Here is a 24,440-nt window from a genome sequence, read left to right as displayed (position 1 = left end):
TCGCGTTGCGCTCCCGCAGAGCCCTATCCTTCGCGATGCGTCCGAGTTTTACTCAACCAAATCTTGAAATCCAAACCTCCAAAACCCTAAATCCTCACACCCGGGGACGGGTCCGTTTGATTCGACCGCTGGCAGGTCTTTTTGCGGTTACCCATCGACGGTCGCTCCTGGAACGGACAGGGTGGAGCCGGTGGAGGACAGTCCCACAGAGACGAAAGCAACAGCCATGCTTCTTTTGGTGAGCGCGGCTGGGGCGGAGACCCTCCGCCGCGCGCGGACAGGTCGGAACAGGGTAGGGTCTTTCTCAAGACAATCCCTGCGTGATCCTTGGCAGACGATTCAGTCCACCGGGACTCGAAGACTGCTTTGGGGTGCACTGTTTGGCATCGAGGGTCATCGAACCGGGCTTGAGGGATCCGCGGCTTTCTGATATGGCATGCGGCCGTCGATTGAGAATGAGCGGCCGCTTGAGCAGTACCCCCATTCTCCACCTTGCGGCCGGCGGCCCTTTTGGGGGTCGAGGCTCGGGAACCCGTAGAGCCCTGAACTGGCCGAGTTTACGCAGCGTTTTTATGCAACGATTCATCTCATTCTTGCCTGCCTGGGCCACAATTTCGTGGCTGGGCCTGCTGGCGTCGACCCTTTTTGGCCGAGCCCAGACGACTCCCACGTTGTTCGTCTATGACAATCAAGTGTCATCCACCGGGCAAGATCGCAAAGCTTATTACGGATCAGGCCAGTATGGTGATGAGGTGCGGTTGCTCAACGATGAACCCAGGAAGATTTCGGATTTCACCTTCGATTACTTCGGGGATTTTGCTTCTAAACCCGGGGTGACGGCGATCATCAGCTTTTACAAAAATGACGGACCCGATATCGATCCGGGGCCCAAGACGATTCCCAGCCCGGGAACCTTGCTTTTTCAGAGCGATCCCCTCCCACTTTTGCCGGGCGACAATGAGGGGTTGATCTCCGAATTGGCGATTGATGTGCCATCCTCTTTTACCTGGACGGTGGAAATCAGCGGGGTGAGCGGCGCGGAAGGGGACCGCGTGGGTTTGCAGCTAAATGATCCCCCGAAGATCGGTCAAAGCTTCAATGATTTCTGGAGGAAATTGGAATCCGGCGACTGGCAATTGTTTCAACTCGCCAATGAGAAGGCGAATTTTGGAAGCCGTTTGAGGGCCTTCGCATCGCCTATTTCCTTTCCACTGATCGAGAATCTCTCGACCCCTGCGGGCGTCGCGACTCCCGTCGTGAAATACTCCCTGCTCAGCATCGTGGAAGATCCGGGCGAGATTACGGTGAGCGCGAAGTCGGATAATGCGGCCCTCATCCCGGTCTCCGGAATTGTGCTGGGAGGAGCTGGCTTGGAGCGTAGCTTGCAAATCATTCCCACCGCGGGGCAGGCCGGCAGCGCCACCCTTGAGCTGAGTTTGAGGACCAGCTCGGGGTTGACCGCCAAGACCTCTTTTCGGGTTCGTGTCACGTTGGGATCGAGTCCGGTCCAGTTCTCCACCCTCGCCGACCAGCAAGTCGCCGTTGGGCAATCGACGGATAAGATTCCATTCGAAATCTTCGGGCTCAAGGAAGAAGGCGGCCTGGCGGGCGCCAAGGTGACCTCCTCGAACAAAGATTTGGTTCCTGACCACAATGTTGTGGTGGGAGGAGATTTCGGAACATTTCGCCTCCACGTGCAGGTGTTTCCCGGAGCCGGCAAGAGTGGGGAAACGACGATTACCCTGGAGGCCACTGCGGCCAGTGGTGCCAAGGCGAGCACGCAATTCAAAGTCATCGTGGGCGCTGGGGGGCCTCCTCCTCCTCCTCCGCCACCACCACCTCCGTTGCCCGTGGTGAGCATCGCCATCCTGAGCCATGGGGCTGAACCCGCACAACCCGCGCGCTTTGTCATTTCGTGCAAGGGACTCATTCCCGCCGGGGGCTTGGTGGTGGGTTACACGGTGTCGGGGAGTGCCGCGCCGGGCACCGATTTTGTGCGCCTGCCTGGATCGTTGCGGCTGCTACCTCCAGCCAGTGGCGATGAGGCCCGTGCGGAAATCAGGGTGGAGGTCGTGAACGATGAATCGGTCGAGTCTGCCGAAACTGTGGTGATCACGCTCGGACGTTCGAGCGAATACACGCTGGCGAATCCCTCGGCCATCGCACTCGAAATCAAGGACGATGATGTTCCACCCGTGACCGCCGCCTTGAAGATCGTTTCGCAGCCCCAATCCGTGACCGCGGTTCTGGGAGGGCAGGCGGTGTTTGAAGTCAAAGCCACCGGCACGGAACCACTCACTTATCGATGGAAATTTGGCGCCAATTCTTTGACGGACGATGCCGGGCTCGGAGTCAAAGGCGCATCGACGAGCCGGCTCACGCTTGAACCTGTTCAATCTTTTCACGCCGGCAGGTTCACTGTGGTTGTTTCGGATCCTACCGGTTCGGTGACCAGTGAGCCGGCGACTCTGGCCTTTCCGCAGCCCAACCGGGTGCCCGTGGCCAAACTCCCCATTCCCTCGCAATCGGTCAAAGTCGGAGGCGTGTTCGAGTTTCAAATCGACTCGGGCACTTTCACCGACCCGGATGCTGGAGACACGCTTGCCTGGACTGCGCGCGGGCTGCCGGCCTGGCTCACATTTGACGCGCTGGGAAGGCGCTTTCGCGGCTCGCCCTCTCCCCTGGACCTCGGCGAGAGCGTGATTGTGGTCAAGGTGACGGATCGGGCGGGATTGAGCGCCGAGGCGTCCTTCACGCTGACGGTCCTGGCCTCGCGTTCGCGTGAAGACTTTTTTGTGGTCGCCCTCTACCGCCAACTCCTGGGGCGCGTTCCGGCGGAGGCAGAGCGCGTCAGGGACGCCGAGCGGGTTCGGGATCAAGCTGGGAGGCTGAAGCTCGCGCTCGAGTTGCAGGAAGGCGCGCCGTTCCTGAATCGGTGGTACGGCCGGGCGGTCGATCATTTCCTCCGGCGAGCGAGTACTGGCGTGGTTCTCGCCGGTTTTGAGACGCCCGCTGTCCTTCCAGGCGATGATGAAGCCAGGCTGCGTCGAATCCTTGCTTCGGAGGAATACTTTGCGCTCGCGGGGGGGAACTTTCCCGGCTGGGTCCGGCTCCTTTTCCAGGATTTGCTGGAGCGTCAGCCTTCCGCCGAAGAGGCGAGCGGGTGGTTGCGCTTGTTCCAGGAGAACGCGGGCGAGAGCCTGGGCCGGATGCTGGCAACTTCGGAAGTGCGGACTTTTCAGGCCAGCTCGTGGCTGAATCAGTACCTGCGACGGGCGCCGCGGACGGGTGAGATTGAGACCTGGCTCACTCATTTAGGCTCAGAGCGAGCATGGAACACGCTTCGCGCGCACTTGCTCGCGTCCGAGGAGTTTTATGACTTGTCCCAGTCTGCTCCCGCGAACACGGCTCCGGCGGGTTTTTCTGACTCGTGGCAGACCCTGGAGACCGAACCCGTGCGCGTTCGGTTGCGCGGCGCGGATGCGGAGGGAGACGCCCTGGCGTTTTCCGTTTTGGCATCGCCGCGTCGCGGGAAGCTGACGGGTGTGCCCCCTTACCTCGTGTATCAGGCCGAAGAGGGGTTTGGCGGCGAGGACTTCCTGGACTACGCCGTGCACGACGGAGTTGAAAGTTCGAAGCCAGCCCGAGTGACGTTGCAGGTGGCCCGGAGGGCGGTGCCGAGGGTGGAACCGATTGCGGACGTGGTCGTGATGGAAGGCGAGATTATTCCCGCCATTTTCGTCAAGGTAAGCGACGAAGACACGCCTGCGGGCCGACTGAGTTTCTCGGCTGGCCCTGTGGAACCGACACCGGTGTTCCCGCCGGGGTCGGTCAGCATCGAGCCTGGCCCTGATGGTGCGACCCTGTCGCTGCGCACGCCAAGGGAAGGGATTGAGCCAGGCAAGGCGGTGCGCATCCAAGTGAAGGTGAAGGACGACTCGGAGTTAACGGGATCGGCCACCTTCTCGGTCACATTCCAGCGCGGTCCGAAGCCTCCGGGGTTGTCCGCTCCGACCATCATCAACGCCTGGATCGGTGTTCCGGCTGGCCCGTTTGACATCAATGCGGTGGACCCCGATTCGCCCCCTTCAGGTCTTAGACTCAGTTTGAAGAGCAGCAACCCGGATCTTCTCCATCCTTCGCGTGTGGAGATCGGCGGGGAATTCGGGGCTTGGTCGATTCTGATCCTGCCTCTCAAGCATGAAGGCACGGCGGTTTTGACATTGAGCGTGACCGATGGAGAGTTGACCACGTCTCGCTCCGTGCTTGTTTCCGCCAAGCACCTTCGGCCGGCCATCACGCGCCAGCCCGTTTCGATTCTGGCCAAGCCGGGTTCAGAAGCGGTGTTTCGGGTGGAAGCCGATGGCGAGGAACTGAAGTATCAATGGCATTATCAAGGGGAACCCCTCCCGGGGGCGAACGCCGCGCAGTTGATCCTGCCGAAGGTCTCCGCGGTGGAGGAAGGCATCTATGGCGTGGCCGTGTCCAACCGCGGGGGATCCGTGAGCAGCGACCGGGTGACGTTACGAGTTCAGAACCCTCCCTCGATTGTGCAACATCCTCGTTCGAGAGTGATGGAGGAAGGCCAAAGCACCGCTTTTTCCATTCTGGCGACCGGTGAACCCCCGCTGACTTACGAGTGGTTCAAGAACGATGTCCCAATTCCGGGTCAGACGGATGCCACGTTGACCCTGGCGTCGGTTCGACTGGCCGATGCCGGAACGTTCCGCTGCCGGGTGACCGATGGCAGCGGGCTTGCGACCCTGTCGAATGAGGCCGTATTGAGAGTGATGACGGCCTTGAAGTTCGTGAGCGAACCGCAAAGCGTGACCACGGCCGCGGGTGCAAGGGTCAGACTCTCGGCCTCGGTTGAGGGCGCCCAATCGCCGACCTTCCGTTGGTCCAAGAATCGCTTGCCCATCCCGCTGGCCGCGTCGGAAAACTTCGAGATTGCATCGGCCGTCGTGGAGGACTCGGGGATGTATGTGCTCACGGTGCAAGATGGGAGCCGCGCCATTTCGAGCCGGCCTGTGCTGGTGCGCATCGACGCTCCGGCGATGGATCTTTCGGAATCCTTTTCGAGCCGTACATTGTTGGAGGGTGAAAAGGGACTCCTCCGATCTCCGGCAGGTCGTTTGCCTGCAGAAGCATCCGAGCCTGCGGGTGCCACCGCCAGTGTTTGGGCCGATTGGACCGCCCCGAGCCAGGGGGTGGTGAGTTTCAGTACCGCTGGGAGCGAACTTCCCACCCGGATTGACCTGTTTCGCGGCGAGTCGCTTGGCAGTCTTGCCCTGCTCGCTTCGGATAGCGTTTCCGGCGGTTACGCCCATGGTCGTGTGAACTTGAGCGTGACCGCGGGCACCCGGTTGATCATCCGGATTGGAACGGCGATTCGCGGTTCGGATGAATCGATCTTGCTGAGGTGGACACTTTCCCCAACGGGGCCGCCGCTCATCGTCGAGCAACCGAGTCCCGCGTTCTTGAACATCCACCTCCACCCGCCGACGGGCGTTGATCAACCTGAACTTCGTGTCAGAGCCGTCAATCTGGGCGGACATGATTCCGAGTTGACTTACCAGTGGTATCGCGGTCGTACGCGTCCGGTGCCGGGCGCGAATTCACCGCGTTTTATCCCGACCGAATCGGGCCTCTATCATTGCGCGGTCGAGAATGCCGTTGGAATCACTCATTCTTCAACCGTCGTGGTTACGGTTTCGCGATCGCGGGCCGGTCTTTCCGGTCCGCTGCATTCGCCTGCCGCGGCGGGTTGGCCGTCTCGCGGAACGTGGACGAAACAGGATTTTTCAGATGACCCGAGTCCGGGAGTTCCGGCCGAGGAGTCGCTCGAAATGTCGATTCAAGCGGACACCCAGGGCGCGACCAGCCTTCCTGGAGAACCCGCTCACTGTGGTGTGGCGGGGGGGGCATCGCTTTGGTTCGAGTATCGCGCCCCTCAATCCGGACGCCTTGTTGTGAGCACGGAGGGCAGCGCTTTCGACACGGTGCTTGCCGCCTACACGGGCGGTGTCGCGAAACTGTCCGATCTTGTGCCGGTGATGTGCGACAACAACGGGGGATCCGACGGATTGAGCAGCCTTCTGGATTTTCCGGTCGAAGCGGGGAAAAGCTACTGGATCGTCTCGGATGGCGTGGGAGGCGCCTCGGGGTTGCTCAACCTGAGCTACCGTTTGCTTCCGGCACTCGGCATCGCGCCCCTAGCGGATGTGAATCATTCCGCGGAAGGCGGAGAGTTGGTGGTTCCGGTGGAGTTGGCCGGCGCCGGTTCGCAACTCCCGGTCTGGCAGATCTTCTCAAGCAACTCGCTGCTCTTTCCGGCGTCCGGACTTTCCATGGAGGGCACAGGAGAGAAATGGCGGCTCAAGTTGAAACCCTTGGCTGGAGTCGCCGGGACAGCCAGGATCAGCCTCTTCGTCGAGTCCGGACAACATACGGCCTCGCGTCACTTCCAAATCAATGTGGCTGCCGGAAACGCGGCGCCGCGACTGGATCCGGTGCTGGATCAAGCCGTGGTGGCCGGAACATTCTCGGCCCCCGTTTCCATCGTGGCGACCGACGATCGGACGGCGCAGGAAAAGCTGATCCTTTCCGCCGTAGTGGATCCGCCCAACTTGGTGGTGCGTGACAGCCTGCGGCTTTCTCGCGGTGCGGGCCGCTGGCAGTTGGAATTCAAGGCGGAGCCGTTCGCCTCGGGCAAAGGGAAGGTCACCCTGACCGTACGCGATGAAGAGGGTGCGGTGGGCGAGACGTCGTTCGGACTTCACGTGATTCCCGCCGAAGGTTTGCCCGTGCTGCTCGCTCATCCCCGGGGCAGGATTGCTGCTCCCGGGACCGTGTTGGAGTTCGTCGGCGAAGCCACGGGGGCTGGACCGCTGGCTTACCAATGGTACTTCCGCTCCTCACCGGTGGCGCATGCCACGAATGCCACCCTGCGGGTCGCGGTGGAGGGGGCCTCGTCAGCGGGGGATTATGTCCTGGTGGTGAGCAATAGTCTTGGGCGGACCACCAGCGAGCCCGCGACCCTGATTGTGGACTCGATGATTCAGCCCGTGAAAATCACATTGGTCGCGCGGCTGCAAGAGCGGGATTTGTTGATCGAGTCCGAGTCGCTTCCGAAGGGCGATTATTTGCTGGAGGCGACCTCAGACTTTGAGTCCTGGACACTTTTGGGCCGCCATCGGGTTGAGTCCGGGATCTTCCGGATAACGTCTCCTGAAGCCGTGGTGTGGCCGATGCGGTTTTACCGATTGAGGCCGCAGCCTTAAAAGCCGCGGATGGCTCCCGGATGCTCGATACCTTGAATTCCTCTGTGCCATGGGATCGCTCCATGCAAGCGGCGAGGGGCTGTTTGCGCAAGGCCACGGCGCATGCTTCGGCCGTGTTGGTTGGGGTATTGTTGGCGGGGTTGGACGTTGTTCGGGCGGCTGAGTTGGAGCCGGTTCCCGTCGAGTTTCAGCCCCTGGCGTCGAATGTGGAACGACTGCGGCAAGCGCTGGAGTTCCTGGGGCAACCGTTGCGTTCGGAGGCAGCCTCGTCGATTCGTGCGGCCTTGACCGTCAGGGATGCGGAGGATTTGCAGCGGGCATTGGATACCGAGGTGGCGTTGCAAGTATCCATCAACCCCGAATCCAGGTTGCGGGTGGAGCGAGGACCGGCTCCGGCTCGCTTGCAAAAGGCCGGCTACATGCCTCTGGTGGTGAAAATAGTCAATCGGAGCACGGTGACCAAGGAGTTGCGACCGGTGAGTCCTCAATCGGGTCCTCGATACGCGGGCATGACCCGGCTGAGCGCAGAGCGGATGCAGCGGACTCATCTTCTGGAGACCGCAGAGGCTGAGGCCCATGTGGAACGTTTCCTGGATTTGGAAATGTACGGGTTGCCGCCCATGACTGGAGCCATGAGCGGGCTCGAGGTCGAATACGCGTTGTTGCTGGCCTACGCTTCCGTGGCGGGCAAGCGCGAGGCCGTGGTGGGATTCGAGATCGGCCAATCGACGCAGGACCTTGGATTTCGGGGGGAGACGCCGGTTTTGTTCGACATCGCACCGGCCGTTGCGGTGCGGTTGAGGTTGCGCGACCATGATGGGTCTCCGGCGGCAGCGTCGCTTGTTTTTTCGGATGGGCAGGGCCGGGTCTTTCCGCCTCAAGCCAAGCGTCTCGCACCAGACCTTTATTTTCAGCCGCAGATTTACCGTCGCGATGGGGATACCGTGTGGCTTCCGCCCGGAAGGCTGACATTGACGGCATGGAGGGGGCCGGAGTACCGAAGGACGCTTCAAACCGTGGAAGTGTCGCGGCGACAGGGTCGGGAGATTTCGGCGCGGCTCGAGCGGTGGATCGATCCCGCAGCGCATGGCTATTACAGCGGGGATCATCATATCCATGGCGCGGGCTGCGCGCACTACACGAAACCGTCCGAAGGCGTGACCCCCGAGGACATGTTTCTCCAAGTCCAGGGGGAGGGACTCAATGTGGGATGCGTGCTCACCTGGGGTCCGTGCTTCGATTATCAACGGCAATTCTTCGACCCCGGGGTCCATCGTTTGAGCCGTCCTTTCCAGATCCTCAAGTATGACCTGGAAATCAGTGGTTTTGGATCGGAAGCCCTGGGCCACGTGTGTTTGCTTGGGCTTCGCGACCAGTCGTATCCGGGTTCCGCAGGCACGAAGACCAAGGGATGGCCCACATGGACCGCCCCCGTGCTGCGTTGGGCCAAAGATCAAGGCGGCGTGACAGGATACGCGCATTCGGCCAGCGGGTTGGAGATCCATCCGGTGAACGCCGCTCGCCGTTTGCTGAAAGCCGGGGATGCGAATCAAGACGGCGTTCTGGGGCGGGACGAGTCCAAAGCGGTGTTCTTGCCCGAGTCGTTCGGGGCCGCCGACGGAGATCGTGACGGACAGATTACGGAATCCGAATTGGTTACCGCGCATCAGCGTGCGGCGGAACAGTTGCCCAATCGGGCGGTGCCCGAAATGAACGGAGTGGGGGCGATGGAAATCCCGGTGACGGCGTTCCTGGGATTGTGTGATTTCATCAGCACGATGAACACCCCGCGAATCGCAGAATGGAACATGTGGTATCATTTGCTGAATTGCGGTCTCCCTCTCAAAGCCAGCGGCGAAACCGATTTTCCATGCATGAGCGGCGAGCGGGTCGGACAGGGACGGGTTTATGTGCGCATGGGCAGCATTCGGCGCCTCGATTTCAAAGCCTGGTGCGAGAATCTGGCCCGCGGAAAATCCTACGTCTCCGATGGTTTCGCCCATGCCTTGGAGTTTGGAGTAAACGGCATTTCGCCGGGTGAAGGCACGGTGTCGCTGGAGAAGCCGGGCCCGGTTCAGGTGCGCGCGCGTGTCGCCTTCGCGCCGCATCTGCCCAAGGCGGTGGCGCATGGCACCCTCGAGGTCGCGGGGACGCGACGGTTCACAGGAGACACCGTCACTTTGCACGCGGCCCGCCAGCGCGATTGGGTGGATCCATCGCCGCGCGAAGTGGAACTGATTGTCAATGGGCGCGCGGTGGCCAAGAAGATCGTTCCGGCGGACGGAGCCCTCCACGAATTGAAGTGGACCGTGGAGATCGAGCGAAGTTCATGGATTGCGCTGCGGCAATTTCCGCAGTTGCACACGAACCCCGTGGAGGCGCTTGTGGACGGACGTCCCATTCGCGCCTCGCGAGCCAGTGCCCGCTGGTGCGGGGAGGTGATCGAGCAACTTTGGCGAACCAAGCACACTCGCATCGCCGAATCGGAACGGAACGAAGCGCGGCTCGCCTATGACCGGGCCTTGGCCTATTATCGCGAAGTCGCGGCTCAGGGGTGGAATGACGATGGAGAGTGAGATTTGACGTTGGCGGGGTTGTCGAGAATGGTAAGCGCGTTGCAGCCAAAATCTCCAGGCCCGGATTCGACGCCCACCGCGCTTGCGCTGGACGCAAGCTTCGAGGCTGAAACCATTGCGGCGCCCTCGAAACGAGTGGCGATGGATTGGGCCTTGGTCCTGGCCAGCCAGTCCATCGAAGTGCTGGTGGAGTTGGATTCGGAAAGGGGATCCAGAGCCTTCGCCTTGCGGGTGCCCGGGTTCGAGTATTCCCGGGCTCGCGCGGCGATCCAAGCGTATGAGCGGGAGAATCCGCGTCGGCGTTGGAAAGCGGCGATCGATTCAGCACGGGTTCCGCTTCATCCGGCGGCGTTGCTGTGGGCCACGGTGGTGGTGATGATCCATTGGGCCGACGCCAGGACGGGCGGAACTTTGACCGGGTTGTGGTCAGCCCAGAGCACCGCTGTGACGGAGGGGGAATGGTGGAGGCTCTTGACGGCGGTTTTCCTGCATGCGGACATCGGGCATTTGGCGGCCAATCTGTCCTTGGGACTGGTGCTTTTGGCGCTGGCGATGGGGATGCACGGAGCCTTCACGGCTCTGGCGCTGACGTTGGCTGCGGGAACGCTCGGCAACGTGGCCGGATTTTTGATTCACCCGCGTCCGTTCGTGGCCGTGGGTGCCTCGGGAATGGTGCTGGCGGCGGCGGGGTTGCTGGCGGGAAACGCCTTGCGTGATCAATGGCGGGGGCGGCGGGGCGGGGGACGCCCAGGAATTGCCCTTATCGCAGGCATGGCGTTGTTTGTGTTGCTGGGGCTGCAGCCGGGAAGCGATCAACTCGCGCACGCGGTGGGATTCGTCGGCGGGATGATCGGAGGGTTGTTGTCGCCAGCGAGGAGCACAACCGGAGCGCGAGGCCGATGATGCAATGGCCTCCATTCTTTGTTCGGCTCCTGAGCCAGATTGTGCCCGGGCCAACGGCGAGGCGGTGTGGTTCAATGCGTGTTCATCCGGCGGGTTGCCCGACCTCACTCGGGTGGGTCGCGGTTGGGGGCGAAACACCAGCCGCAGCAACGCCGCCTGGCGCGAGAGCATCGATGGTTTCTCCCTCGCCGCCGACGCGACCCGCAACGGCCGGCTTTCAGCACCGTCGCGCTCGGACGGACGACTGGCGGAGGCCCCATCGCTGGTTGCCGTTGGCCGTCTTCCTTACGACGTGGTTTCTCATCGTGCCGGGGCAAGCCTCCAGTGAATGCCGGGCGTGGAAGGATTTCTTTTCGTTCGACGTCGTTCGGGACGACGCGCGCCAGGAGTGGGTGTGGACTTCGCCCACGGTGCAGGCGGCGGCGCCGTTTCGGGAATTGATCCTCTCGTGGAATATGGAGTTTGGGTGGGCGGGACAAGCCCGATTCGAGGCGGGCATCGTTGAGGAAGGTGCGCCGGTGCATTTCTACGAGCTTGGTTGGTGGTGCGCGGGGCCGGGCGAGGGAGCGAGCCGGAGCGTTCGAGGGCAAAAAGACGAACGGGGAGAGGTTCAAACCGACACTTTAGTGCTGAGAAACCCCGCGAAACATTATCAAGTCCGTTTTCGAACCAGCGCGGCGACCCGTCAATCCGCCCGATCGCCCATTCGGTTCCTGGCGGTCAGTTTATGGAATGATGCCGAAAGTGCGGGACCGGCCCGGGAGCCGGGAGCGTCCGCGCATGAATTGCAATCCGTGCCTCGCTATTGCCAGCTTGATCATGCGGGAGGCTCGGTCTGGTGCAGTCCGACCAGTGTGAGCATGGTGTTGGGGCATTGGGCCAAGACCCTTGGGCGTCCCGATTTGGACGTCACCGTTCCATTCGTGGCCGGTGAGGTTTTCGATCCGGCCTGGCCGGGCACGGGCAATTGGTCGTTCAACGTCGCTTTCGCGGGATCGTTTCCGAAAATGCGCGCGTACGCGGCGAGGTTCTCGGGTTTGGAGGAACTGTGGGCCTGGACGTCGCGCGGCATTCCGGTTCCGGTTTCCGTGTGTTACAATCGATTGAAGCAGGAGCCGGGTCCGACCAGCGGGCACCTCGTGGTTTGTGTCGGCAGGGCGGAGGATGGCGGAGTGATTGTCCACGATCCAGGCAGTCGATCCATGCCGCGTCGAGTGGTTTCGCGGGAGGTTTTCCTGCGTGCCTGGGCGCATTCGAATCAGACCGTTTACGTCGTTCATCCGGAGGGCACGGAATGGCCCGGGCCACCGGGTGGCGCGTGGCTGGAGTAGCCACTAACCCGCGTCACTCCCTTTCGGCCAAGAACGTGAAGTTCTGATTTGTCTCGTTCGAGGCGGTTGGTTTGACACGAGCGAACGATGGCACCCTTGGCCAGCGGCGCGGCGGGAGCGACTCGGCGCGGGCGAGTTGGCGAGGGCATTGAGCCCTAGACCGCTTGCAATCACTAGAAGCGGAAGGAAAGTCCCACGAAAGGCTGCCAATCGGGCGCGGAGTCGGTGACCCCGATGTTGATGCCGGCGTCGAGTTGAACATCATCGGTCAGGCCATAGGTCAGGCCGACGTCGAACTGCCCCTGCCACGGCACCCCGTTTTCGGTGCTGGTCACCGTGAAAAATTCGACGTAACCGCCAAGTTTTCCAGCGATGTCGTGGCTGAAGGTGATGCTGTTGATGAAATCCACGTGATAATCGCTGTCGGCGGCGTCCCGCAGAATGTCGAACTCGGTCATGAGTCCCATGGACCAACCCCAGGGCAAGGAAACCGAGAGAGGAACGATCAGGCCGCCTTCGACCGCGTTGTTGCCCAAGGCTCGTTTGGCGGTGGGGATTTTCACAAAGGGCATGAGGGCCAGGGCCGTGGTCGATTCGTCATCGTTTCCCCACACGTTGTATTTTAGCCGCGTCGTCAGGTCGCCAAAACCGTCCGCCTTCGTGCGGTCGCCCGTGGTTCGGTCATGAGTGCGGGAGTGGCTGTAAGGGGCCAGCATGAGCTGGACATCGAGATTGTGGAGCAGTCCGGCCTTGAGGTTGAGCGTGACGGCGGACCAGTCCTCGGCGACGGTATCGGCACCCGCTTCATCGTCGTGATCGCGGCTGAATGTGAACAGGTCCATTTCCACCTGGAACCTTCCGGCATCCACCGTGAATGCGCTTTCCGTCTGATCGGGCCGGTCTGTGCTCATTTCCCGCAATTGATCGTCCGGGGTCGGATTGAACAGGGTGTAGGCTGTTTTGTCGGGTGACGACTTTTTTGAAGTGTCTTCCGCGAGGGACACCGGATGCAGCGCGGCACTGAACGCCAAGGTGGGAAGGAGGAAGGTTGATCGATTCACTCCGGGATTGTGTTTTGGGGTTGAACCACGATCAATCCCAATTCAGCACCGCCCTGGACCTGAACTCTTCCAAATTCAGAGTGCCTTTTGCGAAGGCCTCCGCGTCTGATTTCTTGATTCTGACGGACATTGTGGTTTGGCCTGAGGGAGGCGGCGACGTTGTTCGGCGTTTGGAACGGTGCTGCGAATCGTCCTGTTTCTTGGGGCTGGAAGATTTGTCACTGTTTGAGGCTTTGGGACCCAGAACGACGACCGTGATGGCTTCATCAGCCTTGACCTCGCGCAGGTTGGCGGCGTTCTTCAATGTTTCAAGAAGGTCGCGTTTCAAGTCCTCCACGCGTTGAGCGTCGTAGCGGGCGGTGCGTGCACGCCCGCCCATGTCGATTTCACCCGGTACCATCTTGAAGAAAGTGGAGCCGGAGCGAGAGGCATCCGGGTCGCGACCGTAAATTTCCCGGCGGGTGCGCTCCCATTCGCTGTCTTCGATCTTTTCCGATTTCTCCTCGGACGGGGTGGCTGCGGGTTTGAGAGGGAAACTTACGTTGAGCAGGAAAAGAGCGCCGTAACCTTCCAAGGGGAGTTCGGCGCGTCGCGTGCGTTTGCGGATTTCGTCGTGGCAGAGGTTCAGGGCGATGCGCCAGAGGTAGGAGGAGAATTGGGATTCGGCTCGGTACTGGGCACGGTGCGCGAAGAGTCGGAGGAAGGTTTCCTGGGTCAGGTTCTGGCCCCGATGCTCATCGCCCAGCATGCGGATGCAGAGCCTTTGGATGCGGGGCTGCCATCGTTGGACGAGCCACGCGAAAGCCTCGTGATCCGAGGTGTGTTGAACGCGCCACATGGCTTGTTCATCGCTGGCTTCGAAGAGGCCTCGGATCGAATGGAGCCACCCTTCACTCATGTTTGGGGAGGTTTGGCTTGATATTCATGGGACGGAGACCTGGAGGTCTTCCTCTTGAACTTACGCCAAAAGGGTCCAAATGGTTCGAACTTTTTTTCGACCTCCACGCCGATGCCCGAGGTGGTGATCAGGGGTGGTTCAACTCCATGGGGATGCGTGCAGGCGCCATTCGGAGTTCTGTTCTACCTAAAGTGTTTGGGTGGAGAAGGCAAAGCTGATGCCTTCGTCGTCGAAATGCGCCTTCTTGTCCAGATGGAGTGCCTGCATGCCGAGCGTGTGCTCTTTTTGGCCGCGGATTGAGCGATGAACCAAAGTCCGCATTGAGCGGAACTGACGCATCAAGGTTGTGCTTTAGCGAGGTGTATCCACGCGTCGAAACGGGCTGGAGGAGGCAACTCTGTGGATCAACCAGGTGGAGTTGGTCTTGATCCATTGCAGACGGAGAAAATGGAGGGCGACGGAGGGGTCGGCATTGACGCGGGCCCGAACGGTCAACTTCATTTCCGCGCTGTCGGAAGAAGGATCCACTACGATTTCCGTCTCGCGGACATCGAGTTCGAGTTGTTGTAACGTCATGCGGGCGGCTCGGATTCCCTCGGAGATTTGTCCGCGTCCCTGCATCGAGCCCGCCTCCCCGGCGCCTTGAACCTCCACGGTGGCCTCGAGCGTGAAACATTCCGCGGCGGTGCCGGATTGATGGAGCCGTTTGAGAGGAGCCTCGGAAGGCATGAGGTTCAACGCGGCCATGAGGGTGCTGAGCTGTTTTTGAATGCGCTCCTCATCTGTGGGGCGAAGGAGCCAGTAGGCCGCCAAACCGGCGGCCATCAAGGCGATGGCGAGGCCAATCTTCAGAACAGAACCCTCCCGACGAATTGTGTGATATCGGTGGTGCCAAAGTCATGCTGATCCATTCGCATGGTGCGATTATCTCCGATGACCAGATACTCTTGGTCCTTGAGTCTTAATTCGACTCCATTCCAGGAGGGATTGGGCTTGGTGTAGGGTTCTTCGAGGGGTTGTCCATTGATGTAAACGATGCCGGCTCGAAGGGCGACCTTCTCACCCGGCAGCGCGACGACTCTTTTCATGTAAATGGCTTTAGCACTTTGGGTCCGGATGCCGACGACATCCCCCCTTTGTGGGGGGATGGACCGATAGGCCAGTTTGTTGATGAAGTTGACTCTGCCGTTAAGGTAGTTCGGCTCCATACTGATGCCGGTAACGCGGATCGGCAAAAGGATGTGACCAAAAAGAATGTAACTGGTGATCATGACGAAAAGCACTCGAACCATCGTCCATTTCGGATTGCGACCGATGAGGAATCGCGAGGCCCAGTGGGAGTAAGTGGAGGGGTTGGAGGACGGTGAATTCATGGCTTTTCAGCATGGAAACTGCGGACCGCGATTTTGTGACAGCTCGAGCTTGAAATCAATCCAGCTTCCGTTGGTTTGGCCGTGTAGTTCAGCCGCGCGTCGTAGCCGATGTTCCCAATAATGACGGTGCCCGTGTTCAGCCCGATGCGCGTGTACATCGCGGCCTTTCCAGACTTCTGCTGTTCGGCTCCAATCCGCCGGGAGTGGTCACGGCACTTCAACGCGGCCTGGCACGCCTTCACCGCATGATCGGTCAGCGTCCGCGGAGCGCTCCAGAAGGCCATGATGGCGTCCCCGATATATTTGTCCACCGTGCCCTGGTTCTCGATGATGGACCGGGTCATCGCGTCGAAGTAGACGGAAAGATGGTCCACGAGTTGTTCCGGGGGCGTTTTTTCCGAGATCGTTGTGAAGTCGGCGATGTCGGAAAAGAACACGGTCACTTCCCGCTTTTCGGCGCTGAGCCGGGCTTCCTGACCGAGCGCCATGAGATCAGCGACCAAATCGGCCGGCACATACTTGCGGAACGATTTGAGGCTGTTCTTCATCCTTTCCACGGCTTCCCGCATCACCACGACTTCCCGGACGAACGAATTCACTTTCACGGGATGATCCAGTTCAAGGCGCTGGACGCGTCCGAGGTTTTCTGCCAGGGAGAGCAGTGGCTTGCTGATACGCCGCGAGTACCAGATGCTCAACACCAGCACGATGACCCCGGTGATGACGGATAGATTGAGAATTGTGGCGAGGAAGCCGCGTTCGTAGTCCCGCACCGACTGGGCCGAAATATCGATGCCGAGGCCGCATTCGGTCTCCCCGGTGGCATTGGTCACGACCCCGTAGCACGAGAGCCAAGTGCCCCACTTGTCGGTCGTGAAGGAATCCTCAGAACGAGGCGCGCTTTACCTCAGATAAATCGTGCGCGCCAAGGGACTGGTTTCCGGAAAGTCGTCCCCGACGTGACTCACGTCCGGAGAGTTCGCATCCTCCGCGTCCACCACGAACGTGATCTTTCCGTTGGCGTCGATTCGATAAGTGTAGACGAAACGGATGTCACGGCTGACCGCCCTGATTTGCTGCAGTGAGCGCTTGATGCGCTGGTACGGTTCCGAGGATTCGTCGGTGCGGTTGCGAATGCGGGCGTGAGCCTGGGTGTCGAGGTTTGCGATGGCGAGGGCCGTGATGTTCTCGAGGCGCTGGCGGATGCCGTCGCGGATGAAGGAGCGGGTGGCGTAGAAGGTGGAGAACCCGATGAATCCCGAGGTGAGCAGTACCGTGATCGCGAAAGCCATCCCCAGACTGAGTCGGATCGAAATCTGAGGTTTGCTTTTCACGAGGCCATCGTTGCTGGCACGGGTTCGGTGAGGCCGCAACGTAAAGCAACTCGGTGGCTGCTGGCAAACAGTCTCTCCACCGCGTCATCCATCTGCGCCGCGTGCGGGCACCCGGCCTCCATGAGAATTCCCAGCGCGTGCAGGGCGGGTCCCCCGACCCGGCGCCAGGATGGATGACGTTAGGTCCAGATTAGGAATCCTCGGCGCAAGGATAGCTCCCGAGAACTTTGACGAAGCTGCAATGCTCGCCAAGTTGTTCGAGGGCCCGCGCCACTTTGCGGTCGCTGAGGTGACCGTCGCAGTCGATGAAGAAGTAATATTCCCAAGCCCTGCGCTTGCTCGGGCGCGACTCGATTTTCGTCATGTTGATCCGGTGCCGGCGGAACGGAGCCAGGGCCTTGTGGAGAGCTCCCACCTGGTCGGACAGGCTGATCATCACACTGGTTCGATCTTTGCCGGTGGCTGGACTGCATTGTCGTCCGAGGACCAGGAACCGGGTGGCATTGTTGGCGCGATCCTGAATGTCCTGTTCGATTACGGCCAATTGGTACTGTCGCGCGGCAAATTCGCCGCACAGAGCGCCGCTTTCGGCGGTGTCGGCGGCCAGTTCGGCGGAGCGAGCGTTGGAAGAGGTCTCGACCAGTTCGGCCTGGGGAAAAACGCGTTGGAGCCATCCGCGGCATTGGGCGAGCGTTTGCGGATGGACGAACAACTTGCGAATGGCGGACCGGGGATGGCGTCCCGCGAGGCAATGCGAAATAGGGAGAACGATCTGCGCGACGATTTTCAGATCGCTGTCGATAAACATGTCCAAAGTATGGGTGACGACCCCTTCGGTGGAGTTTTCCACCGGCACCACGCCGTAATCGGCGCGGGCGCGGTCCACTTCGGAAAACACGTCCGCGATGGTGCGCTGGGGGGCGTAGCGGAGGCTGGATCCGAAGCGTTGAATGGCGGCTTGATGAGTGAACGTGGCTTCCGGCCCGAGATAGGCGATCACCATGGATTTTTCCAGCGAGAGGGCGCTCGACATGATCTCACGGTAAATGGCGCGGAGGGATTCGTTGGGGATGGGGCCCGGGTTGAGCCGGCAGACCTTCTCCAGGACGGCTTGCTCGCGGTGGGGGGCGTAGATTTCCTGCCCGGCTTGCCGTTTGATCTCGCCAATCTCCAGCACGTGGCGGGTGCGGGCATTGAGGAGTTCGACGATGCGAGCGTCAAGTTCGTCGATGGCCTGGCGATGTTCGGCCAGGGATCCCTTTCCGTCGGCGGCAGCCATCTTGGTTCGAGCCGGGCGGATCTTCATGAGGCGGGTGCTGAAGGTGATTCAGGGACGGAGGGCGCGGGTTGAGGCGCTCGTTCCGCCTCGTCGAGAGAAAGTTGTTCGGGCGGCGTGGCGGAGGGTTCCGCGGTGGCGAGCGATTCGGGACGTTCCACGGGGATCCTGCGAAGCTCCTCGGCGGCGGGGAGGGCGTTGAGGTTTGGCAGGCCGAAGTATTCGAGGAACGCCTGGGTGGTGATGTATTGCACGGGGCGTCCGACGACTTCGGCGCGTCCGGCCGCGGCGATCAGCTCCCGTTCGAGCAACGTTTGCATGACGCCATCGACGGCGACGCCACGGATCTGTTCAATCTCGGCTCGTGTCGCGGGCTGGCGATAGGCGATGATGGCCAGGGTTTCCAGAGCAGCCTGCGAGAGTCGGGGTGGACGGTTCTTCACCCCGACGAACGCTCGCAACCACGGAGAGAAATCAGGCAGCGAAACGAACTGCCATGAGCCTGCGACGCAGACGAGACGATAACTGCGCGCGGCGGTTTCGTGATCACGGGCCAGCTCTTCCAGTGCGGCTTCCACCGCGCCCGCTTTGGCTTTCCGAAAGCTCAACACCAGGGGATCCTCAGTGCCCTCCGCGGCCTTGGCCAGGACCTCTCGCAATTCAGAAACCGAGAGCGGTTTGGGTGAGGCGAACAACAACGATTCGAGAATGAACTTCAAATCCATGGGTTTAGGTTGTCGGAGCGATGGGAGGAATGGACGGCATCCTCTGAGGCGCCGCCGTGGGCGTTTCAGGAACGGAGAGCGTTTCCGGGGTTTGCGAGTCGGAGCGGACGATTTCGATTTCGCTGAAGGCCTCGGGTTGGGCGACCCCGACGTGTTTGAGGCGGATGAGTTCGAGCAACGCCAGAAACGTGACGATGACTTCCCCTCGCGAGGTGGTTTGGTCGAACAATTCCGCGAAACGAAAGCGGGGTCGTGTTTCCAACATGGATCGAAGCGATTCGATTTTTTCACTGACGGTCCAGGGATCCGCCATGATCTCGCTGGTGGAGTCTCTGGAGTCGAATCGCTTGAGAATGCTGCTGACCGCACGAACCAGCTCAAAAATGGAAATTTGAACAGGGGATTTGGGAGTTTCGGCTTCGAACTCCGATTGGGACGGCAGGCGGCTGTAAAGGGATTCCTGAAGGTGTTCCTTGGTTTGGAGGCCCGCCGCGGCATCCTTGAATTTCTTGTATTCGACCAGTTGCCGAATGAGCTCCCAGCGGGGGTCTTCGCCCTCCTCCTCTTCGGGAGGCGCGGCTTGCTGGTCCACGGGAAGCAATTCCCGGCTCTTGATGTACATGAGCGTGGAGGCCATGACCAGAAACTCGCCCGCGATCTCGAGGTCAAGCTGGCGCATCAGGTCGATGTATTCGATAAATTGAGTGGCGATTTTGGTCAGATTGACCTGGTAAATATCGACTTCCTCCTTCTTCACGAGGTAAAGCAGGAGGTCCAGGGGGCCCTCAAAAATATCAAACTGGACTTTGTATTCGGCCATGCCGCGCCCGTCGAACGGCGGAGCGCCCGCGGGAGGGACGCATGGTAGGGCACGGGCTCGGCGATTTGCAACGATGGAGGGATGGCCCGGATTCAGGGCCGTGCATCCACAGGTTGTCGGTGATGCGTGGGCAGTGCCGGAGCGTGGCTGGGCTGAAAGACAGCCGCAGCGGGTCGCGGTTGCGGCGGGGGAAGAACGATCGACGATATTATGCCAGGCGACGTTGCTGCGGCTGATCCTTCGGACACAGCCGCGCTCCGCCCCTACAACTTGAGGATACACCGGAGACAGGGACGGCTCAGCAAGGAGTCTGCATTCGCACTCGTCCCAAGGGCGGCCACGGAAAAAGGGTCCCGTGTTTTGAACCCACGAAATCAAGGCTGCCGCCGTGACCAAAACTCAAGAGCTTGCTTCCAGGGCGTGAGCACCTCCTGTCGTCGGACCGGATCGAGATCCGGAACTTTTTCGAGATAGTCAATGCGCTCGCGGCACCACAACCGAAAGAAGTCCACGGAATCGGCATGCGGACGCATGGGTTTGCCCGCGACTTCCACGTAAAATGGCGCGGTGGAGGCAAATCGAAACGTGTGGGGAACATCAGCGATGGCGCGAATCAGAAACCACCCGCTCTCCTCCGCCTCAAACTCCGAAGGCAACGTGATGCGGGTCGATTTGCCCCGTTGAATCAATTCCAAGGCGGCAATCGGGTCGCGAGAGTCGAGCCTGCCTTCCAAGCGGATCTTGGAGGGTCCCGTGAAGCGAAAGACGTGGCCGGGCCATTGTCCGTTGGCCTTGACCCGCAACAGGGGACCGTTGCCGACGAAGCTCCGTCCCGCCTTCAAGCCGTCGGCCCAGCGCTTCCATGTGAATGGCTCTTCCAGATGCACAAACGCACGGTTGTATCCAACCGGATTCGGCAGCACACCACTCGCGCTGCCGGCGCTGGGAGGCAGCCGAATCCCCGCGTTCAACACGTGGTAATAGATGTCTTGGGTCCAGCGAGCATTGCCCTGCGGCCCGGGGTATGGGCCGGGCGGTCGGGGGCGTCCCCAGGCTTCATTGTTCAGCACTCCGCCGCGGTGCATATGGTTGTGGGCGAGCCCGACCGTGTCGATCACCCCATGAGCGATCCACATGGGAAAATCCCACCAAAAAGGCTTTTCCGCATCGATCCACTGAATGCCGTTCGCCCTTCCTTGCTTCGCGAAGGTCAGCGAGGAGGGGAAATGTTTGGTGCCAGACGTGATGGGGAGAGGCCTGGAGGCATCGAGGAAGAGCAGGGCGCCTCCGTCGCGTTCGTCTTCCCCGCTGGCATCATGGAACACCCGCCCGCCGTCGAAGTCCCGCCATGGCGATGGATCCGGACGGGGCTTCCACGTGGCCATGGTGTTCCACCACGTGATGCTGTGGGCGACGTCAAGGTCCTCCGCTTGCATCAAGAGTTCCATCTCGTGCGGAGGCCTGTGGACATGGGTCTCGCCGGCGTACCAGCCTTCCCGGCGAAGATCGAAAAGCCGGCGCAGGGCAAAGGAATTTGTCTGTCCCGCAGTGGAAAGGGTGAGATTGGTGTGGAAGACCGACCATTCGGGTCCACGCTCGATTTCAATCGTGCAAGGACCGGCGGGCAATTCGACGCGAGCCCTCCCCGGCATGACGAAGTGGTCCCGCCAAAACGGCAAACCAGGAGCCCGCACCACCTTGCCCTCGGCGTCGCGCAGGTGAATTCGAGCGGGCATTTCCTTCCCGCTGGCGGCATCCTGCACGATCAATTCCAACGTGGCCGCCGCTGGCATGGCCAGCGTGGCGAGCCACACGACACTCGCGGTTATGAAGTTCAAATCACGGAAAGTTCTACCACATGCCGAACGCGCCGTCAGCTCCCCAAATCTGCGAGGCTCGATAGTGCTTCATTTCGCGGATGTCTTTCCAGCGCGCCGATCCATCGAGCAACCCCACATTCCCTCCTCGGGCTCCGATTTCAACAACCGTTTGGTCATAGGCAACCGGATGATCCTCGAAATATTGTTCCGCTTTGACCACGGCCCCGCGGGCGGTATGAGGCGCGAGAATCCGCTGGAAGCTGGGGCAATAAACGTTCAGATCGGCGACGAGGGGCAGCGTGGGATCGTCACTGGACTTCTGGGGCGAAATCCAGGTGTTCGTGATGTTGTTGAGCGGGCTCCACGGAGTGTTGTCGTGTCCGCCCATGTAGTGGTAACCGATGGCGATCCCGTAATCCGTGTGCAGCCTCCATCCGTCCTGCTGCTCGAACGAGCGGGCCAGGCTCGGACAATCCAACACTTTGACGGGGGACGCGTAGCGCAGCAGCGTCTCCTTCATCGGGGTGGAAAGGATGGGCGTGTGAGTGTCCTTGGGATTGCGGTTATCCGTGCCGGCCTGGGGCAGCTTTTGATCGTTGTCGCCCGCGTACATCTGCGCGGCCAGGAGGAACTGGCGGACGTTACTCAGGCAGGAGGTGCGGCGAGCCCGCTCTTTCGCGTGGGCGAGCGATGGCAGCAGCAGCGAGGCCAGGATGGCGATGACGGCGATCACCACTAATAATTCGATTAGGGTGAACCCATCCGAGGATCGTCCGAGGGAGGCGCTGCGGCCATGCGAGTTCCGCCCTTTCCCGGCGTGGGAATCTGGGAAGCCATTCATTCGGGGGGATGAAATCCGGATTCGATCAGGGCGTTTCGGAAGTCCTGTAGTATCGGCGGGAGGGAGCCAAAGGGGTGGGTTCGCGCCAGAGGAGTTTCCCGTCCTGGGCGATCGGGGCCATCGGAACGCGGTTCCAGGCGGGTGACTCGAGGGAGTCCGAAAAAAGGAGGTTTACACGTCCAGCCCGGGAGGATTCGATCGGGCCCTCGCTGGAGGTCGCGACAATTTCAATGCCACCATCCGGGCGCAGGCCCGCGAGAAGTTGCAGGGGTGTGGCCGGCGCGGAGGCGGCAATATCGAGGCAAACCGCTTCGGTCGTGCTGCGGGCGTAAATGCGTCCGTCACTCACGATGGGAATGTTCCAACATTTGCCCCGCACGGCGCCAAAGCGGGCGAGTTCCTCGTAGCGCCCGGAATTGAAGGCGACCTGGATCAAATCCCCGCTTTCGGTCAGTCCCAGAATGCGGTCTCCCATCTTGATGATGCCGCCGCGACCGATGCCGGACTGAGCCCAAACTTGCTGTCCGTTGGCCATGTCGATGCAGCGCAAGGAGACGATGGACTGGCCAAAGATGCCATAGAGGTAACCTTCGTGTTCGATGGAAGTGGCCCAGTGATTCTGATTGGCGCCCCGGGTGCGCCAGACTTGGCTCGCCGACTGGCTGGAACCGTTGTCCTGAATCCGCACCGTCGCGGCGCCCACACCATAGGCGGCGGAGCAATAGACCCGATCGCCGGCGATGACGGGAGAGGCTGCCGTGGACGTGCTGAAGTTGAAGGGATGCCGCCAAAGTTGCGCCCCCGTTTCGGGGACGACAGAAACGAGCCCGGACTGGGTGAAGAATACGACCTGCGGACGTCCGGCAATCGTGGCGAAGACCGGGGTGGCCTGGGTCATCGCATCGTCATGGTTTCGCCATGCGGTGGTGCCATCGGTTTTGCGGATGCCGAAAAGTCGTCCGCCCGGAGCATTGCCGTTGACCAGGAGCAAGTCACCGACCAGGAGCGGCGAGGAAGCGTTTTGCCAATGCGCCACAGGAGCATTGAATTCGGCCACGAAATCGCGGCTCCACAGCAATGCCCCGGTGTCGCGGTTCAAACAATGCAACCGCAGATACGTGGAGAAGACATAGACGCGATCTCCCTCAACTGTGGGTGTGGAGCGCGGTCCGTCGTCGTTGCCGACCCCGCCGTCCGGATAATCCGCGAGGTCGAGGTTGGTGGACCAGAGTTCCCGGCCTGTCTTGCCGTCGAGTGCGATGAGGAATTCACGATCCTCCGAGCCCACCCGCCGCCGGACCATGGTGAAGACCTTGCCGGCGGACGCACTGAGCGAGGAAAGGGCGGGGTCGAGGGGGACTTTCCAAACGGTTTTCGGGGGAGTCTTATTCCAATCGACCCGCACGGAGTCACGCGTGGAACCGTCGAAATAGGGGCCCCGATATTGGGTCCACTCGGCGCCGAGAACGGAGATGCCCAAGGCGAAAACGCAGGGACACCAGTATTGTAAGGCGAAAGCCGATCGGGCAGCAGTTCTCATTTTGACTGATCAAGGTAGGGCGCGCACTCCGCTGCGCGCCGAAACCGGGTGTTTCCAAAGGCGGCGCGCACGGAGTGACGCGCCCTACCCACCAAAATGAGAACTGCTGCTGATCGGGACGGGGCTAGCTCCGTTAGCATGGACGGGAAGATGGCAGAGTCTGCCGGGGAGCGAAATGTACTCTTGGACGCACAGCATCATGCTGATCGGTGTCTTGCAAAATCCAAGCGACCCTGGCAGGATGAATTTCAGCATGGCTCGCCAAACAGCCCGCCGCCTGACTGCTTACGGCTTTGTGGCCTTTGTTGTCCGGCAATTCTCCCGAGTCGCTATCCTTCGGCGAACCCCCGTCCTTCTGGCTCTCGGAATCTCCATCGTGATGGGGACGGGTTGTTCGGACGTGCAACGGGCGGTGGTGGCCCCTCCTGTGATTGAGGGTGCGTCGTACTCGGGCAACCACACATGCGCGGATTGCCACACCAACATTACTCGCATGTTCGCGGCGAGCGAGCATGGCAAGTATCACAAGCATGACCTGAAGTGGGCGGGCGTGACCGGTTGCGAATCCTGCCATGGCGCGGGCAGCAAGCACGTGGCTGCGGGAGGCGGTCGGGGGAAGTTCATCCACAATCCGGGCAAGGATCCCGCGACGTGCTTCG

At 61.0% G+C, this 24,440-nt stretch carries 17 protein-coding genes; 5 read left to right on the top strand and 12 right to left on the bottom strand.

What is annotated here, in order from left to right:
- Positions 1–431: 431 nt before the first annotated feature.
- From FJ404_14985 to FJ404_14970, 4 genes are all read left to right on the top strand, one after another.
- Positions 432–7,283, top strand: a complete 6,852-nt coding sequence (locus FJ404_14985; GenBank protein ID MBM3824167.1) for a hypothetical protein — start codon at positions 432–434, stop codon at positions 7,281–7,283.
- Positions 7,284–7,345: 62 nt separating this feature from the next.
- Positions 7,346–9,859 carry a hypothetical protein gene (locus FJ404_14980; protein MBM3824166.1) on the top strand — a complete coding sequence of 838 codons (2,514 nt, stop codon included), beginning with the start codon at positions 7,346–7,348 and terminating at the stop codon, positions 9,857–9,859.
- 18 nt (positions 9,860–9,877) lie between these two features.
- Positions 9,878–10,762 carry a rhomboid family intramembrane serine protease gene (locus FJ404_14975; GenBank protein MBM3824165.1) on the top strand — a complete coding sequence of 295 codons (885 nt, stop codon included), beginning with the start codon at positions 9,878–9,880 and terminating at the stop codon, positions 10,760–10,762.
- Positions 10,759–12,093: a hypothetical protein gene (locus FJ404_14970; GenBank protein MBM3824164.1), complete on the top strand. Its 1,335-nt coding sequence runs from the start codon at positions 10,759–10,761 to the stop codon at positions 12,091–12,093. Before FJ404_14975 ends, FJ404_14970 begins: the two co-directional genes overlap by 4 nt.
- Positions 12,094–12,266: 173 nt before the next feature.
- On the opposite strand, the gene FJ404_14965 is transcribed toward FJ404_14970, so the two are convergent.
- From FJ404_14965 to FJ404_14910, 12 genes are all read right to left on the bottom strand, one after another.
- Complete coding sequence (locus FJ404_14965; GenBank protein MBM3824163.1) at positions 12,267–13,154, bottom strand: transporter; 888 nt, start codon at positions 13,152–13,154, stop codon at positions 12,267–12,269.
- Positions 13,155–13,185: 31 nt separating this feature from the next.
- The gene (locus FJ404_14960) at positions 13,186–14,052 is read right to left on the bottom strand and encodes a hypothetical protein (protein MBM3824162.1); all 867 of its coding nucleotides are present in this window, start codon (positions 14,050–14,052) and stop codon (positions 13,186–13,188) included.
- Between the two features lie 351 nt (positions 14,053–14,403).
- Complete coding sequence (locus tag FJ404_14955) at positions 14,404–14,877, bottom strand: hypothetical protein (GenBank protein ID MBM3824161.1); 474 nt, start codon at positions 14,875–14,877, stop codon at positions 14,404–14,406.
- Between the two features lie 23 nt (positions 14,878–14,900).
- Positions 14,901–15,425, bottom strand: a complete 525-nt coding sequence (gene lepB, locus FJ404_14950) for a signal peptidase I (GenBank protein MBM3824160.1) — start codon at positions 15,423–15,425, stop codon at positions 14,901–14,903.
- The gene (locus FJ404_14945; protein MBM3824159.1) at positions 15,422–16,258 is read right to left on the bottom strand and encodes a hypothetical protein; all 837 of its coding nucleotides are present in this window, start codon (positions 16,256–16,258) and stop codon (positions 15,422–15,424) included. Before FJ404_14945 ends, lepB begins: the two co-directional genes overlap by 4 nt.
- A gap of 69 nt (positions 16,259–16,327) precedes the next feature.
- Positions 16,328–16,759, bottom strand: coding sequence for a hypothetical protein (locus FJ404_14940; protein ID MBM3824158.1), 432 nt, complete (start codon positions 16,757–16,759; stop codon positions 16,328–16,330).
- Positions 16,760–16,949: 190 nt separating this feature from the next.
- Entirely contained in the window at positions 16,950–18,038 is a 1,089-nt protein-coding gene (pheA, locus tag FJ404_14935) for a prephenate dehydratase (protein MBM3824157.1), read from the bottom strand.
- Positions 18,039–18,061: 23 nt separating this feature from the next.
- Entirely contained in the window at positions 18,062–18,760 is a 699-nt protein-coding gene (scpB, locus tag FJ404_14930) for an SMC-Scp complex subunit ScpB (protein MBM3824156.1), read from the bottom strand.
- A 4-nt stretch (positions 18,761–18,764) separates the two neighbouring features.
- Positions 18,765–19,580, bottom strand: coding sequence for a chromosome segregation protein ScpA (locus tag FJ404_14925; protein ID MBM3824155.1), 816 nt, complete (start codon positions 19,578–19,580; stop codon positions 18,765–18,767).
- Positions 19,581–19,954: 374 nt separating this feature from the next.
- Positions 19,955–21,418, bottom strand: coding sequence for a hypothetical protein (locus FJ404_14920; protein ID MBM3824154.1), 1,464 nt, complete (start codon positions 21,416–21,418; stop codon positions 19,955–19,957).
- A gap of 13 nt (positions 21,419–21,431) precedes the next feature.
- Positions 21,432–22,241: a type II secretion system protein gene (locus FJ404_14915; GenBank protein ID MBM3824153.1), complete on the bottom strand. Its 810-nt coding sequence runs from the start codon at positions 22,239–22,241 to the stop codon at positions 21,432–21,434.
- 25 nt (positions 22,242–22,266) lie between these two features.
- Positions 22,267–23,781 (bottom strand): alcohol dehydrogenase, encoded by a 1,515-nt coding sequence (locus FJ404_14910; GenBank protein MBM3824152.1) that lies wholly within the window; start codon positions 23,779–23,781, stop codon positions 22,267–22,269.
- 253 nt (positions 23,782–24,034) lie between these two features.
- Between FJ404_14910 and FJ404_14905 the strand changes: the two genes are divergently transcribed.
- Positions 24,035–24,440, top strand: a 406-nt coding sequence (locus FJ404_14905; protein MBM3824151.1) for a hypothetical protein, incomplete at its 3' end; no start/stop codon positions are given.

Source organism: Verrucomicrobiota bacterium (assembly GCA_016871495.1).
In the GTDB taxonomy this organism is placed as follows: domain Bacteria; phylum Verrucomicrobiota; class Verrucomicrobiia; order Limisphaerales; family VHDF01; genus VHDF01.
Note: the sequence above shows the minus strand (reverse complement) of the source record. Positions and strands in the feature narration are given on the sequence as shown.

Bases quoted from the DNA above. Each gene is read 5' to 3' on its own strand.
- FJ404_14985 (MBM3824167.1), top strand. From the start codon at position 432: ATGGCATGCGGCCGTCGATTGAGAATGAGCGGCCGCTTGAGCAGTACC.
- FJ404_14980 (MBM3824166.1), top strand. From the start codon at position 7,346: ATGCAAGCGGCGAGGGGCTGTTTGCGCAAGGCCACGGCGCATGCTTCG.
- FJ404_14970 (MBM3824164.1), top strand. From the start codon at position 10,759: ATGATGCAATGGCCTCCATTCTTTGTTCGGCTCCTGAGCCAGATTGTG.
- FJ404_14960 (MBM3824162.1), bottom strand. From the start codon at position 14,052: ATGAGTGAAGGGTGGCTCCATTCGATCCGAGGCCTCTTCGAAGCCAGC.
- FJ404_14955 (MBM3824161.1), bottom strand. From the start codon at position 14,877: ATGGCCGCCGGTTTGGCGGCCTACTGGCTCCTTCGCCCCACAGATGAG.
- lepB (MBM3824160.1), bottom strand. From the start codon at position 15,425: ATGAATTCACCGTCCTCCAACCCCTCCACTTACTCCCACTGGGCCTCG.
- pheA (MBM3824157.1), bottom strand. From the start codon at position 18,038: ATGGCTGCCGCCGACGGAAAGGGATCCCTGGCCGAACATCGCCAGGCC.
- scpB (MBM3824156.1), bottom strand. From the start codon at position 18,760: ATGGATTTGAAGTTCATTCTCGAATCGTTGTTGTTCGCCTCACCCAAA.
- FJ404_14925 (MBM3824155.1), bottom strand. From the start codon at position 19,580: ATGGCCGAATACAAAGTCCAGTTTGATATTTTTGAGGGCCCCCTGGAC.
- FJ404_14915 (MBM3824153.1), bottom strand. From the start codon at position 22,241: ATGAATGGCTTCCCAGATTCCCACGCCGGGAAAGGGCGGAACTCGCAT.
- FJ404_14910 (MBM3824152.1), bottom strand. From the start codon at position 23,781: ATGAGAACTGCTGCCCGATCGGCTTTCGCCTTACAATACTGGTGTCCC.